A 14,349-nucleotide genomic window follows, 5' to 3' on the forward strand; every position below is an offset into this window, starting at 1 on the left:
AAATTTACTATTAGGAAGATGACAATATGAGCAAGCAAAGAATCGTAGTAGTGGGCAACGGCATGGTTGGTCACAAATTTATCGACACACTAATAAAAAGTGACAGTAATGATTACGAGATTATTACCTTTTCAGAAGAGTCTCGCTTAGCGTACGACCGAGTACAGTTGACGTCTTATCTGACAGGTAAGACGGCTGAAGACTTGGCAATGACCGATGAGCCTTACTATCAAGCAAACGGCATTAAATATGTTGTAGATGAAAAGGTTACTCAGCTCAATACCGCAGAAAAGCAAGTCATTACCGCCTCTGGTCGCGTAGAAGAGTACGACAAGTTAGTGTTGGCGACGGGTTCTTTCCCGTTTGTACCACCGATTCCTGGTAACGACCAAGAGCATTGTTTTGTTTATCGAACTCTTGAAGATCTCGACGCAATTGAAGCATCAAGTAAACAAAGTAAAAGTGGCGTTGTCGTCGGTGGTGGATTGCTTGGTCTAGAAGCCGCAAATGCGATTAAAAACCTCGGTTTAGAAACCCATGTGGTTGAATTCGCACCTCGCTTAATGGCGGTTCAGCTTGAAGAAGGGGGCGGTGCGCTCCTACGTCGCAAGATAGAAGACATGGGCGTGTCAGTTCATACCGAGAAAGCAACAACTGAAATCGTGGCTGGTAAAGATGCTCGTTACTGCATGAAATTTGCTGATGGTACTGAACTTGAGACCGACATGATCGTTTTCTCCGCAGGTATTCGTCCTCAAGATGAATTAGCGCGAAGCTCTGATATCGAAATCGGTGAACGTGGCGGTATCGTTATTAACAACAATTGCCAAACGAATCATGAAGATGTCTATGCAATTGGTGAATGTGCATTATGGGATAACAAAATCTACGGCCTTGTTGCGCCGGGTTACCAGATGGCGAAAGTCGCAGCCAGTCACATGATGCAAGAAGAGAAGCAAGTCGAATTCCTTGGTGCAGACATGAGCACCAAACTTAAGCTTCTGGGTGTTGATGTTGCTAGTATCGGCGAAGTGCATGGCCGCACGGAAGGCGCACAGTCTTTCACTTACAATGATGAGATTGAACAAGTTTATAAACGTCTCATTATTTCTGAAGATGGAACGAAAATTGTTGGTGCGGTACTTGTCGGTGATGCTGAAGCGTACGGTACATTACTGCAAATGATGCAAAATGATATGCCGCTGCCTTCAAATCCAGCGGTGTTGATTCTCTCTAACCTCGCAGAAGATGACTCACCGGGCATGGGTATCGATGCTTTGCCAGATGGCGCAATGATCTGCTCATGTTTTGATGTAACCAAAGGTGATATCAAACAAGCCGTAGCCGCGGGTTGCACAACGATGGCGGCATTGAAAGAAACCACAAATGCATCAACTGGTTGTGGTGGCTGTTCAGCGTTGGCAAAACAGGTACTTGATAGTGAATTGCTAAACCTTGGTGTGGAAGTCAACAATGATATTTGTGAACACTTCGCTTATTCACGTCAGGAACTCAGCGATATCGTCCGTGTTAACCAAATTAAGACGTTTGATGAGTTATTAACTCAATACGGAAAAGGCTTAGGTTGTGAAATCTGTAAACCTGCTGTTGGCTCAATTCTCGCGTCATTCTGGAACGACTACATCCTCGAAAACGAACACATCGAACTTCAAGATACCAACGATATCTATTTAGGCAATATGCAAAAAGACGGTACTTATTCAGTAGTGCCTCGCGTTGCGGGTGGTGAAATTACCCCTGACAAGCTTATCGTATTGGGTGAAGTCGCGAAAGAGTTTGACTTGTATACCAAGGTGACAGGTGGTCAGCGCATCGACTTATTTGGCGCGCAGTTAAATGATTTGCCTTCTATTTGGAAGAAACTTGTCGACGCAGGTTTTGAAACGGGTCATGCCTACGGTAAGTCATTGAGAACCGTTAAATCATGCGTTGGTAGTACTTGGTGTCGTTACGGCGTTGGCAACAGTGTCGGCTTCTCTATCGACCTTGAGAACCGCTACAAAGGGGTTCGAGCGCCACATAAAGTGAAGTTTGGTGTGTCTGGTTGTACTCGAGAGTGTGCTGAAGCTCAGTCGAAGGACTTCGGTATCATCGCAACCGAAAATGGTTGGAATTTGTATGTATGTGGTAACGGCGGAATGCGTCCACGTCATGCCGACTTGTTTGCATCTGACCTTGATGAAGCAACACTAATCAAATACGTCGACCGCATCTTTATGTTCTACATCCGCACCGCAGACCGTTTGCAACGAACGTCGGTTTGGATGGAGAACTTAGACGGTGGGTTGGACTATCTGAAACAAGTCATTATTGAAGATAAATTAAATCTGTGTGAAGAGCTCGAGAAAGAGATGGAAGCGAATATCGCTAACTATCAATGTGAGTGGAAAACCACGATTGAGTCACCAGAGAAACTGAAACGCTTTAGTCATTTTATCAATAGTGATAAGCGTGACGAGGGATTGAAATTTATCTCGGTCCGTGACCAGCGTTTCCCAGAGCCTGAACTTGAGAATGAAATTGAAATCGTTGAAGTATCTTAGTCGATAGCGACAGAACACACTTTACGTTAAAGAATTGAAATAGTTAGGAGAATCATTATGGAAAATTGGCAAACCATCTGTTCTATAGAAGATTTGGCTCCCAATGTAGGTGTTTGCGCATTGGTTGAAGGGAAGCAAGTTGCGGTATTTCGTTGTACTAGAACGCAATCGTTATACGCAATTTCTAATTACGATCCGATAGGAAAAGCGAATGTTCTTTCTCGTGGCATTATTGGTGGCATCGATGGCAAACTTTGTGTTGCATCTCCGCTATACAAGCAGCACTACAGTTTGGAAACAGGTGAGTGCTTAGAACAGCCAGAATACCAATTAGACACTTATCCTATTCGTGAACACAACGGTTCAGTTCAAGTTCAGTTTTCACAAGCGATGGTCGCGTAAATAGAAGAGATATTATAAGTATTAACACGCCTTTATTCCGACTGAATATTGGCGTGAACATTATTATTACAATTATTAAAAATCAAGACGAGATGTAAAGGAAGTAAAATGGAAGACACTAAATTCTCCATAATGTCGTTTAAAGGAAAAATGAAAATCCTGCATATGAGCTGGATAGCGTTTTTCATCACATTTGTCGTGTGGTTTAACTTTGCGCCATTACTGCAAATGGTTAAAGAAACCCTCGGATTAACCACTCAAGAAATCAAAACATTGCTGATTTTAAACGTGGCATTAACCATACCCGCTCGAGTGGTCATCGGTATGCTTACCGATAAATACGGTCCAAGAATCGTCTACTCTGCCTTGTTAGCCGTGTGTTCGATTCCCTGTTTTATGTTCGCGTTTGCCGATAGTTTTATTCAAGCGGCCATCGCTCGTTTCCTATTAGGCTTTATCGGCGCAGGTTTTGTTATTGGTATTCGTTTGGTATCTGAATGGTTCCCACATAACGAGCTCGGTACAGCAGAAGGTATCTATGGCGGTTGGGGTAACTTCGGTTCAGCTGCGGCGGCATTCACACTTCCAACACTCGCTCTTATGTTTGGTGGTGAAGACGGATGGCGTTATGCCGTTGCGATTACCGGCTTAATGAGCTTATTGTTCTCGGTTGTGTTCTACCGCAATGTTTCTGATACTCCGAAAGGGTCGACTTACTTCAAACCTAAGCATTTAAGTGCGATGGAAGTGACATCGAAAGGAGACTTTTTCTTACTGCTTATTATGAAAATTCCAATGTATGCAGTTCTTGCATTGCTCGCGTGGAAACTTTCACCTGCTGGTGTGGCGATGCTGTCCGACTTTGTTGTTAACTGCATTTATGGTGGCTTGTTAGCACTTTACCTACTCGAGCTTAGCCAAGTATGGAAAGTAAACAAAAATATCTTCACCACGCCAGTTGAAGAAATCCATCAGTATAAATTTAAGCAAGTTGCTGTTCTTAATGTTCTGTACTTTGCGACCTTCGGTTCAGAACTTGCGGTTGTCTCTATGTTGCCGCTGTTCTTCTCTGATATGTTTGAACTGACTCCAGTTGTTGCGGGTATGGTTGCTTCGGCCTATGCCTTTATGAACTTGATGTCACGTCCAGGTGGTGGTTGGATTTCAGACCGTTTTGGCCGTAAACCAACACTTCTTATCTTAACCGCTGGTCTGGCGGTGGGTTATGCCCTAATGGGTCAGGTAGACAGTCAGTGGCCAGTATGGTTAGCGGTTGTTGCAGCGATGGCGTGTTCGTTCTTTGTTCAAGCAGGCGAGGGCGCAGTCTTTGCGACAGTTCCACTGATTAAGCGTCGTATGACGGGGCAAATTGCAGGCATGACAGGCGCATACGGTAACGTCGGAGCGGTAACTTATTTAACGATACTCTCGTTTGTTGATTACCAGACTTTCTTCTATGTGATCGCGGGTACTGCTGTACTAGGATTTATTGTTTTACTCTCTATGGAAGAGCCAAGCGGTAAAATCGCAGAAGTGAATGAAGACGGAAGCGTCACCATGATTGATGTTTCACACTAAACTGAAACTGACCCGCAGTTATTAAACAAAAAGATCGGGAGATATTGGAGTACGCACTTGTTTCAATATCGTTCAAAAGCTCAGCTGGGTAAACTAGGCTGAGCTTTTGTCCTTCTACAAAATATTGTTTTCTATTGAATAATAGTAAAGAGAGCTTATGCAGTCAGATGTTGGAAGTAAGATTAAGCAGCTAACACTTAACCATGCGGGAAGTTCATTGATTGGGACTCGTAGCCAAAATCAAGACGCGATTTTGGTGAAGGTTCCTGAGAAACGCAATGAGTTAGAGCATAAAGGAGCCGTAGCCTGTATTGCTGATGGGGTGAGTTGCAGTGTTAATAGCCAGAAAGCTAGCCACACCGCGGTTATCCAGTTTATTAATGATTATCTTGCGACTCCTGAAAGTTGGAGCATCAAACACTCTGCTGGGCAGATTCTAACGTCTCTAAATACTTGGTTGTATAACGAAGGGGCAAAGCACGGACTAACTCATAATGGGCTTGTCACGACATTCAGTTGTCTGGTTATCAAGTCAAACACGGCGCACTTATTTCACGTCGGTGATACGCGAATTTACCGGATGCGAGATAACAAGCTGACCCTACTAACCAAAGACCATCAACGGGTGAATTTTGGCAAAGGAGCATACCTCACTCGAGCCCTAGGTATGGACAGCAAACTTGAGGTCGATTATCAGCAAGTCGCTCTACAAGAAGGCGATAGATTTGTTTTGACCACCGATGGGGTGCACGATTTTATCGAACATGGTGCCTTGGCGGACTTTACTCGTACTGGTCATAACATTGATCTTGAAGATTTAAGCCGCGAGATTGGCAATCAAGCGATTGTGAATGGCAGCCAAGATAATGCGAGCTGTTTGATCATCGATGTTATCAATCTGCCGGATAAGTCGGTTATGGAACATCAGCAATTGATGTTGTCTCGCACCATTCCGCCAGCCCTGAAAGTGGGGAATGTGATCGATGATTATCGAGTTGAAAGCATTGTCTATGAAGGGTCGCGAAGTCATGTTTACCTTGTGTCCGAACTTGAATCTGGCAAGCAGATGATTTTAAAAGCGCCATCGATGCAATACAGTGATGATACGAATTATCTTATAAACTTTGCCAATGAATCTTGGGTTGGGTCTCAGTTAACCAGTGACCGGATAATGAAGATTTACCCGACGCCGAAAGCATCAAAGTTTGCTTACCAATTAAGTGAAATTATCGATGGTATAAATTTACGACAATGGATGTATGATAATCCCAACCCTGGCCTCCAAAGTGTCCGTAAAATCATGGACGATTTGATTCGTGCGGTTCGGGTGTTACAGCGTGCGGATATGGTGCATCGGGATCTTAAACCTGAAAATATTATGGTGACGGAATCTGGCGCAGTTAAAATTATCGACTTGGGCGCGGTGAAGGTTTTAGGCTTGGAAGAGATCGCTCCCGAAAATCCGGATACCATTCCACTGGGAGCCATTAACTACATTGCGCCAGAATATATCTTGGAAAATGAAGCAACCACAACATCCGATCTATTTTCAGTGGCGGTGATTGGCTACGAAATGCTGACCGGTCATTTGCCGTATAAAGAAACGAATAGCCAAAATTTACAATCCGCACGGCACACTAAGTGGGAGTATCGCGCTATCTCTCAACATAGAGAAGATATTCCGACATGGGTTGATCTCGCATTTAAAAAAGCGACTCACCATCAGCCTTCTAAACGTTACCCCGCGTTGAGTGAGTTTATTGCTGATCTCTATACGCCAAATAAAAAGCTGCAAAAAGAGTTTGAAGAGAGCCCGTTGATGCAGAGAAACCCTGTTGTGTTTTGGAAAGGACTTGCGTTGTTGGCCGTTGGTGTCGCGGTAATTGAATTTTTGCTTCTGCTTGAGCATGGCTAGGATGTAAAAAAACCAGTATCACAATCTGAGTGATACTGGTTTATATCAGCGCTTAGGCCATTATTTTTTGCCTAAGTAAATTAATCACCCAATACGATGCCTTCACGTCTTGGGTCGGCACCACCAGAAAGCTGATCAGTGCTGACTAATATGCCTTGTAAGCCAGAATTCAAGTCACGAATATTAACCTTGAATCCCATTTCTTCCAACGGTTCTTTAAATCGCTCAGCCGCCGTTCCTTTCTCTAGATCGTAGGTGCCAAAGCGGTTTAGCATGTTTGGTAAGCTAATAGCCGTTTGAATATCCATTCCCCATTCAAGGTGAGCAATCAGTGCTTTCGATACATAACCGATAATACGAGAACCGCCCGGAGAACCCACTACTAAGTATGGTGATCCGTCTTTAAGAACGATGGTTGGAGACATTGAAGAACGTGGACGTTTACCTGGTTCTAAACGGTTGGCAATTGGGTAGCCATCCTTGTAAGACTTAAACGAGAAGTCTGTCAGTTCGTTGTTCAACAAGAAACCGTTGCTCATAACGCGTGAGCCAAAGCCATTCTCGATGGTAGTCGTTACTGAAACCGAATTACCTTCAGCATCGACAATCGAAATATGACTGGTAGACGGTAACTCAATGGCGATGTCGTCTGCTTGTGCGATAGCCTGTTCCCAGCGTGGCTGACCCGGTTCTACGCTTTCTAGAGCTTTACCTGGTTCAATCAATGCTGCACGTTTTGCGAGGTACTCTTCATCGAGTAGGCCAGCAGGCATTGGTACGAAATCGGTATCTGCCATATAGCGGCCACGGTCAGCAAACGCTAAACGAGAGGCATCACCAATGATTTGCCATGCTTGTGCGGAATCAGGTCCCATAGAAGCGAGATCAAATTGGCTAGAAATACCTAGAATCTGTCCAACAGTAAGCGCACCAGAACTCGGAGGTCCCATCCCACAAACTTCATATTGTTTGTACGGCATACAAACTGGAGCACGTTCTTTTATTTGATAAGTTTGAAAGTCTTGAAGTGCCAATACACCAGGATTGTCGGTGATGTTCTGTACCTTGTTGACAATGCCAGCAGCGAACTCTTCTGAGTAGAAAGAATCTGCGCCTTTTTCAGCGAGCATCGCTAGAGTATCTGCGTATTCTTGGTTCTGAAGAACTTCTCCTTCAGCGAGTGGCGTACCATCTTCATGGAAGAAATACGCCGCAGTATCGGGATAACGACTGAGTTTTTCTCGGTCGCTTTCAATGGCTCCGGCTAAGCGAGGAGAGACATCGAATCCTTTTTCTGCCAACTCTTTAGCTGGTGTTAAAAGATCTTTCCACGCCAATTGGCCGAACTTGTCATGCAATTCACCCATCAGTTTAACGGTACCTGGAGTACCGACTGAACGCCCACCAACGACCGCATCATAGAATTTAAGCGGGTTACCTTCGGCATCTTGAAATAACTCTGGTGTTGCAGCAAGAGGAGCGGTTTCTCGGCCATCAAATGTTGTGGTTTTCTTGGTTTTTGCATCGTAGTACACAACAAATGCGCCACCGCCTAATCCTGATGATTGCGGTTCAACCAAACCTAGCATCATTTGAACAGCGACTAGGGCATCAATTGCGGAACCGCCCTGTTTTAATACATCGTAACCGGCTTGAGTTGCGATTGGGTTTGCTGCGGCAACCATATACTTTTGGCTTTGAACTAGAGTTTTTTCCTGAATCGCGCTTGCGGCTTCTGGAGCAATATTGTCCGTCGTTTGCGCACCAGCAGCAAAAGCGTGTGACGTTGAAAGGGCGAGTGATAGCGCAAGAAACGTTTTGGTAAATTTACCTTTCATATGAGATCCTTTTATGTAATGAAGGCATGGTTGGTTCTGGTAGAGGTCATGTTCTACTTTTAGAAAAGCTATTCTAGAGAACCAGGTAAGGCTATATCTTTGTTATTAAACAAGTTAGCTATCAACGATACTATCAAATACATATCAAGTGCGATACTAGATTTTATATCTAACGTATTAAAGTTTTACAGTACATAGGTGTTGCTATAGTTGTCCAACCTAGAGAGATAACGGAAATAGGTTGTGCGACGATGCTTAGCTTGGTGACTCAAATGCTACATCGCGCGGTGATTGAGCTACAAGGTGGCATAATGATGATGAACTGTTGGATGCTGAGAAATTAGAACTAAAATTGGTTAATTAGGTTAGGGAGCTAAAATTACTGAAATATTGCCTAAAATATTAATAAATGTAGTACTTAGTGCGCGAGATACCAAAAGAAAATTCGATGCCAGTAGAAGAAATAGCAGGGGGTGTTTTAAAGGTAGTGACACGAGCTCTTGGTTGGATATTGTTTGAGTTCGTGCTTTCGTTATTGATAAGGGGGTTAGGTTATTTTATCTGTAGGCCATTTAAGAAAGCTGATATTGAAGGTGGAGCTGAGCTAATCGTCGGGGTTATAGCTTGGACTGTAATCATTGGGTTTGCTTATTATACTTATCCTCATGTAGTAGAGTTTCTTGATGTAGATCGATGCTTAGATGGCGGTGGAAGATATAATCATGAAATAGAACTTTGTGAGTATAGCTAGTCCATCCCAAAAACTAATGGCTAACTGCAGATCAGGGTGATACTTACTGCGTGATTAATTCACTCACCTATATTAAAAACTCCCTTACACTGTTAGACAAGAGGGTTAGGAAATTTATAATGGAAATGTTTTTTTTCACTATTTTATTCGTAGTTATCGTTGTAGAAATGATTCTTAACAGTACTTGGAATCGTATCTATTTTACATATGGTATTCCAGTATTTAGTTATCAACCAAGCTCGAGATGTTCGGCTCAGTCAGTTATCGACACTGAAGAATTGGAAAAATCACTTCAATCTCCAAAATATGCGTCATTTAAAGTAAGACGTTTCTCAGATGAAATTCTAGGGTTTAGAGAAGCAGCATGGGGAGGCCTTGGCAAAACATCCTATTCACCAATGATGCGAGGTAAGCTTGAAATAAACAATAAGGGACAAGTAAAAGTAACGGGATTTGTTAATTGGTTTGTTATTATTATTTCGATTGCGTTTATTGGTTTGACTGTATTGGCGGATCACTCAAATCCAAATGTACTTGGCTTTCCTATAATTTTATTCGTTTTGATTGGCTGGATATATCTTTTACAGAAGAAGCGATTTAAAGAGTTGGCAGATTTAGTAGTTACAAAACTGGATTGAATGTGCGTAACCTAGTGTTAACTTAAACTCACTATCGCTTCTTCTAAATACATCACTTTGTAAGGCCTACTATCATCTTCGGAGTGATCTCTTATCTACATCTGTGTGTCCGCTGTAAAACCTGAAGTCTTTGCCTATTTCATCAACCTTATCTCTAATCAAGATTCTTGTACGATTCGCTTACATTGTCATCTCATTTTCACGTTAATTGCTACTCGTTTAGTCGGCACGAAAATCGCGATCGTTCGGGATAAGGCCTTTAGTTTTCTTTATCAGGCGAATATAGAATTAGTCACTGAGATGGGGGCGGAGTTGTGTTTCTTCTCGCCTTTAGAGTATTCAGAATCAGAGACGGTAGTGGCTGAGTGTGATGCGCTGTATTTGCCGGGGGGGGATCCAGAGTTGTATTTGGATGAACTGTCGAATAATTCCGATCTTAAGAATCAGATTCGAGCTTATATCGAGGCAGGTAAACCAGCGTTAGCAGAATGTGGTGGCATGATGTATCTCGGTACGAGTTTAACCAATATCGACGGAGAGTGTCGTGATATGTGTAATGTGCTGAATCAACATGCGTCGATGCAGCCTAGGTTAGCGGAATTAGGGCTGGTTGAAGCCACATTGTGAGAAGGAGAGTTTTTACGCGGCCACAGTTTCCATTATTCAAAAACTGAATCGGAAGAAGTTGCGTTGGGTGAGTCTCGTTCTCAACGCGGTAAAGCCATGGACCCAGTACGACGCAAAAATAATTTGACTGCATCGTATGTACATTGGTATTTCCCGTCGAATCCAGAGCTTGTAGCCAAGGTATTTTTAGGCTACCTGTGAGTGGTGGAAATCTTGTGAAAGGCTAAGTATTCGTAGCCGTTGACCAAGCATAAATTGGCCAATTTTTACCTTTTGCTGCGACCCTGAGCTTTTCGCAAGGGTTAATTAGATACGCGTGATCGGCGTATTGGCATAGCGGAAGATCGTTAATCGAGTCGGTAAAAAAATGTACAGCATCATATTTATTGGATGTCTGTTCAAGCCACATTTTTAGACGTGTTATTTTGCCTTCTCGATAGCTTGGGACGCCACTAATTTTTGAGGTGTACCGATTAGCATCTGTAACCATATCAATGCCGATCGACTCGGTAATTCCTAATGATGTGGCGACTTTGTTTACAATAAAACTTGTCGTTGCTGAAATAATCAGCATATCGTTTGGCGTCTCTTTTAATGAAGCGATAAGGGTTTGTGCTTGAGTAAATATTTTTGGCGTTACACTTTTTGCAACGAACTCATTCACCATATTATCAACAGATTCAATCGAGAGGTTAAAAAGAGGTTGCATAATAAAGTCGAGATATTCTTCCATATCTAGTTCACCTCGAGCATATTGAGCCATCAAGGCTTTATCGGTTTCCAAAAAATCTGGAATATCGACATATCCGCCATCAACAAGGAATTGGTTCCAGAGCATTGAGCAATCGCCATCAACCAATGTTTCATCCATATCAAATATATATAAGTCTTTAGACATTGTTCTCTCTCATCCGTAAGTATCTGAAGCAAAGTCGTTTGGCTGTCTGTTTATCAAAGCCAGACTTATCTCGATTTGAATAACTAATATACATCAAATACACTAAATTACACAAATGCTTTATTTTACATAAATCAAGGTAGAACATATACTCATATTTAGAGCTGGAATTTAAGCTGTTCGACGCATTCTGTTAAATGGCTTAGTTGCTCATTGTATTTAATTTATTGATTTATAAGTTAAATATTAATATTTAAGTCTATTTTATATCCGAAGAGACAAATCCACTTTTATATTGCCAATTTAGTTGTAACTTGCAATGAAGAACACTTTTTTACAACCTATATGATAGGTCTTATCGCGATAATTACACCGTTGGTATAGTATTAATCTCTCGAGAGACGTATTTTAAATATGACGCCTCAGAGGGTGCCCAATTGTTCAGAGAAGTGCTATTCATTAGATAGAAAATGGACCAAACATGTTAGAAGAAACCCGATTACATCGAATTTGCGCACTACTATCTACGTTAAATCATGTGTCGACGGAATTGATAATCCAACATCTAGGAGTATCAAGAGAAACCGTTCGGCGTGATGTACTTAAGTTAGAAGCACAGGGGCGCCTCAGACGTGTTCATGGCGGTGTTATTTCATGTGATGATGAGCCTGAGCCACCTCTTTCGGTTCGTAATAGTGTTCAAGGAAAGGAAAAGCGAGCGATTGCTAGCGCGACGGTCACTCAACTGCGAGCGGGTCAAACTGTGTTTATCGATGCAGGCAGCACGACATCGCTGCTTGCAGGACCTTTGATGTCGATGTCAGGACTGACGATTATTACCAATAGCTTAGACCTAGCGGGCAAGCTATCAAGTAACGATGATAATCTACCAATGCAGCATGAAGTGATTTTGTTGGGTGGACAAATGGGTCATCTTGCTCAAGCCACAGCAGGGGAGGTGACAGTAACCGAACTTTGTCGATATCGAGCAGACATAGCGCTATTGTCACCGGTAGGAGTTTCATTGAATTCTGGCGCAAGCAGCTATTCTCATCATGAAGCTGCAATTGCTTCTACGATGGTTAGCCATGCAAAATCGACTTATATTTTAGCCGATAACAGCAAGTTTGGTGTCACCAGTAGAATTGTGTATGCAGCGCCTACGAAAATAACCAAGCTTATTACCGATGAAGGGGCTCACGTTCACCCTGAGTTTGCTCAAATTGAAAGTATGGTTGGTGAAGTTGTTATTGCATAATTCCAATACAGCCAGGCAGTCTTTTTGGTGTGCCTAACGCATTAGAGAGACATACCTTCTACGGGTTAAACTTCATAGAATCCAAGAAACATCGCAACAGCATCGTCTATTGTTTTCTGCGCCACTGAATCACTTAGTGGCGCTGCTCCTTCCAGTAATTGTGGCCAAAATGCGTTGGCTTTTAACAAACTGAAAAATTGTCGGCTGGCATTGTTCTCATCCATTTTCTTTAGTTTGCCATCGGCGACCGCCTCTTTAAGCCATAACTGTAAACCGTTTTGTAGACCGCTCATTTCCCCCAGAGCACTGGCGGCTAATTCAGGGGAGCGAATGCATTCAATCATCATAACTCGAGCGACCTTTTGGTAGCTTAACTGTGAGAGAAGATCTAATTCTGCTCGACCGATACTGAGTAATTGCTCTGAGAGAGTCGCTTTCGGGTTGTAAGGAGCACACTCCGTCTTCTGACTAGCTTCAAGTAGATGAGCGACGACCTTTTGGAATAAGATTTCTTTGCTTGGAAAGTGGTTATACACCGTTCGTTTTGATACGCCGGCCTCAGCGGCAACCACATCCATGCTTACCGCTTTAAACCCTTTGGCGGTGAATTCCTGTAAAGCGGCTTCGACTATTGCTTCGCGTTTTTGCTCACTGATCGTCTTTTTTTTATTTTTCTCGTTACTCATTTACGTATGGCTTATTTCAACGTTAAAACACAATATTACACTAACTAGTTTACTTTTGGTAATTAGGTTGTAAACTACACCGTATAGTTTACTTTTATGGTTTTCCAATGAAACGACGATGGTGGGTATTAATAATGGCACTGCTAAGCTGCACGTTTTTTAAAGCAACACAACCAGAAACAACAAATTACAAAGATAGCCCTCAGTATCTCGACAGTAAATTTGCGAACACCAGTGGCGCAAAAAGTATGGATGCTTCTCGTATACCCTCGATGATTTGGCGTTATATTGCGGAAAAACGAATAGAGCCGACACCGGTGCAGCCGATCCCTGTCCATGAAATAGAATTGCCCGGGAACCCTGATAGCACCCAATTGGATTTGTATCGCCTGGGGCACTCTAGCACTTTGTTTAATTTGCACGGTCAATACTGGCTCATCGACCCGGTATTTTCTGAGCGTACGTCTCCAGTTCAATGGATAGGACCGAAACGCTTTCATCAACCACCGATTGACTTAGAAAACTTGCCACTCATTGCTGGCGTTATTATTTCGCACGATCATTATGACCATTTAGACAAGGATACGATTCAACAAATTCATCGCCAAGTAGAGAATTTTGTTGTGCCATTGGGAGTGAAACGACACCTCACAAAGTGGGGCGTAAGTAGTGATAAGATCGTTGAACTCGACTGGTGGCAACATACAACAATGGGACATGTGGAAATTACCGCAACGCCCGCTCAACACTTTTCTGGCCGTGGTGTAAATGATGGAAATAAAACGTTATGGGCATCGTGGGTGATAAAAAGCGAAGATAGATCCGTATTTTTCAGTGGTGATTCTGGTTATTTCGATGGTTTTAAAGAGATCGGAGAACGTTACGGCCCGTTTGACATAACCTTAATTGAAAACGGTGCGTACGACAGGGACTGGCCAGACATTCATATGACGCCAGAGCAAACACTTCAAGCGCATTTAGATGTACGAGGTCAGGCATTGATGCCAGTACACAATGGTACGTTCGATCTAGCATTGCACCCTTGGTACGAACCATTTGAACGAATTTTTGCGTTAGCAGAGCAAAACAATGTCTCGTTGGTGACGCCGCAGATAGGTGAGAAACTCTCGATAAATGACATGTCTAAAACATCGGCATGGTGGCGAAAGAAGTAAATGAGTCACCCTATAGAAG

General features: G+C 42.8%; 12 protein-coding genes. 9 read left to right on the forward strand and 3 right to left on the reverse strand.

Annotated features, from left to right (window positions below):
- Positions 1–26 precede the first annotated feature (26 nt).
- The 4 genes from nirB (at position 27) to ACWU4D_RS12630 (ending at position 6,459) form a co-directional block, all read left to right on the forward strand.
- Complete coding sequence (gene nirB / locus ACWU4D_RS12615; RefSeq protein ID WP_456051792.1) at positions 27–2,564, forward strand: nitrite reductase large subunit NirB; 2,538 nt, start codon at positions 27–29, stop codon at positions 2,562–2,564.
- Between the two features lie 57 nt (positions 2,565–2,621).
- Positions 2,622–2,966: a nitrite reductase small subunit NirD gene (gene nirD, locus ACWU4D_RS12620; protein ID WP_456051793.1), complete on the forward strand. Its 345-nt coding sequence runs from the start codon at positions 2,622–2,624 to the stop codon at positions 2,964–2,966.
- 108 nt (positions 2,967–3,074) lie between these two features.
- Positions 3,075–4,544 (forward strand): NarK family nitrate/nitrite MFS transporter, encoded by a 1,470-nt coding sequence (locus tag ACWU4D_RS12625; RefSeq protein ID WP_456051794.1) that lies wholly within the window; start codon positions 3,075–3,077, stop codon positions 4,542–4,544.
- 157 nt (positions 4,545–4,701) lie between these two features.
- Positions 4,702–6,459: a protein kinase domain-containing protein gene (locus ACWU4D_RS12630; RefSeq protein WP_456051795.1), complete on the forward strand. Its 1,758-nt coding sequence runs from the start codon at positions 4,702–4,704 to the stop codon at positions 6,457–6,459.
- A gap of 80 nt (positions 6,460–6,539) precedes the next feature.
- Here ACWU4D_RS12630 and ggt read toward each other — a convergent pair whose 3' ends face one another.
- Positions 6,540–8,297, reverse strand: coding sequence for a gamma-glutamyltransferase (gene ggt / locus ACWU4D_RS12635; protein ID WP_456051796.1), 1,758 nt, complete (start codon positions 8,295–8,297; stop codon positions 6,540–6,542).
- Between the two features lie 448 nt (positions 8,298–8,745).
- On the opposite strand from ggt, the gene ACWU4D_RS12640 reads away from it, so the two are divergent.
- The 3 genes from ACWU4D_RS12640 (at position 8,746) to ACWU4D_RS12650 (ending at position 10,313) form a co-directional block, all read left to right on the forward strand.
- Positions 8,746–9,048: a hypothetical protein gene (locus ACWU4D_RS12640; RefSeq protein WP_456051797.1), complete on the forward strand. Its 303-nt coding sequence runs from the start codon at positions 8,746–8,748 to the stop codon at positions 9,046–9,048.
- A gap of 119 nt (positions 9,049–9,167) precedes the next feature.
- On the forward strand, positions 9,168–9,686 hold the full coding sequence (locus tag ACWU4D_RS12645; protein ID WP_456051798.1) for a hypothetical protein: 519 nt from the start codon (positions 9,168–9,170) through the stop codon (positions 9,684–9,686).
- 105 nt (positions 9,687–9,791) lie between these two features.
- Positions 9,792–10,313 (forward strand): hypothetical protein, encoded by a 522-nt coding sequence (locus ACWU4D_RS12650; RefSeq protein ID WP_456051799.1) that lies wholly within the window; start codon positions 9,792–9,794, stop codon positions 10,311–10,313.
- A 223-nt stretch (positions 10,314–10,536) separates the two neighbouring features.
- On the opposite strand, the gene ACWU4D_RS12655 is transcribed toward ACWU4D_RS12650, so the two are convergent.
- Positions 10,537–11,211, reverse strand: coding sequence for an HAD family hydrolase (locus ACWU4D_RS12655; RefSeq protein WP_456051800.1), 675 nt, complete (start codon positions 11,209–11,211; stop codon positions 10,537–10,539).
- A 481-nt stretch (positions 11,212–11,692) separates the two neighbouring features.
- Between ACWU4D_RS12655 and ACWU4D_RS12660 the strand changes: the two genes are divergently transcribed.
- The gene (locus ACWU4D_RS12660) at positions 11,693–12,469 is read left to right on the forward strand and encodes a DeoR/GlpR family DNA-binding transcription regulator (protein WP_456051801.1); all 777 of its coding nucleotides are present in this window, start codon (positions 11,693–11,695) and stop codon (positions 12,467–12,469) included.
- Between the two features lie 65 nt (positions 12,470–12,534).
- On the opposite strand, the gene ACWU4D_RS12665 is transcribed toward ACWU4D_RS12660, so the two are convergent.
- Positions 12,535–13,155 (reverse strand): TetR/AcrR family transcriptional regulator, encoded by a 621-nt coding sequence (locus ACWU4D_RS12665; RefSeq protein ID WP_456051802.1) that lies wholly within the window; start codon positions 13,153–13,155, stop codon positions 12,535–12,537.
- 107 nt (positions 13,156–13,262) lie between these two features.
- On the opposite strand from ACWU4D_RS12665, the gene ACWU4D_RS12670 reads away from it, so the two are divergent.
- Complete coding sequence (locus ACWU4D_RS12670) at positions 13,263–14,330, forward strand: MBL fold metallo-hydrolase (protein WP_456051803.1); 1,068 nt, start codon at positions 13,263–13,265, stop codon at positions 14,328–14,330.
- The last annotated feature ends 19 nt before the right edge of the window (positions 14,331–14,349 follow it).

This window comes from Vibrio phycocola (genome assembly GCF_053850235.1).

Bases quoted from the DNA above. Each gene is read 5' to 3' on its own strand.
- ACWU4D_RS12655 (WP_456051800.1), bottom strand. From the start codon at position 11,211: ATGTCTAAAGACTTATATATATTTGATATGGATGAAACATTGGTTGAT.
- ACWU4D_RS12625 (WP_456051794.1), top strand. From the start codon at position 3,075: ATGGAAGACACTAAATTCTCCATAATGTCGTTTAAAGGAAAAATGAAA.
- ACWU4D_RS12640 (WP_456051797.1), top strand. From the start codon at position 8,746: ATGCCAGTAGAAGAAATAGCAGGGGGTGTTTTAAAGGTAGTGACACGA.
- nirB (WP_456051792.1), top strand. From the start codon at position 27: ATGAGCAAGCAAAGAATCGTAGTAGTGGGCAACGGCATGGTTGGTCAC.
- ACWU4D_RS12645 (WP_456051798.1), top strand. From the start codon at position 9,168: ATGGAAATGTTTTTTTTCACTATTTTATTCGTAGTTATCGTTGTAGAA.
- ACWU4D_RS12665 (WP_456051802.1), bottom strand. From the start codon at position 13,155: ATGAGTAACGAGAAAAATAAAAAAAAGACGATCAGTGAGCAAAAACGC.
- ACWU4D_RS12630 (WP_456051795.1), top strand. From the start codon at position 4,702: ATGCAGTCAGATGTTGGAAGTAAGATTAAGCAGCTAACACTTAACCAT.
- nirD (WP_456051793.1), top strand. From the start codon at position 2,622: ATGGAAAATTGGCAAACCATCTGTTCTATAGAAGATTTGGCTCCCAAT.
- ggt (WP_456051796.1), bottom strand. From the start codon at position 8,297: ATGAAAGGTAAATTTACCAAAACGTTTCTTGCGCTATCACTCGCCCTT.
- ACWU4D_RS12670 (WP_456051803.1), top strand. From the start codon at position 13,263: ATGAAACGACGATGGTGGGTATTAATAATGGCACTGCTAAGCTGCACG.
- ACWU4D_RS12660 (WP_456051801.1), top strand. From the start codon at position 11,693: ATGTTAGAAGAAACCCGATTACATCGAATTTGCGCACTACTATCTACG.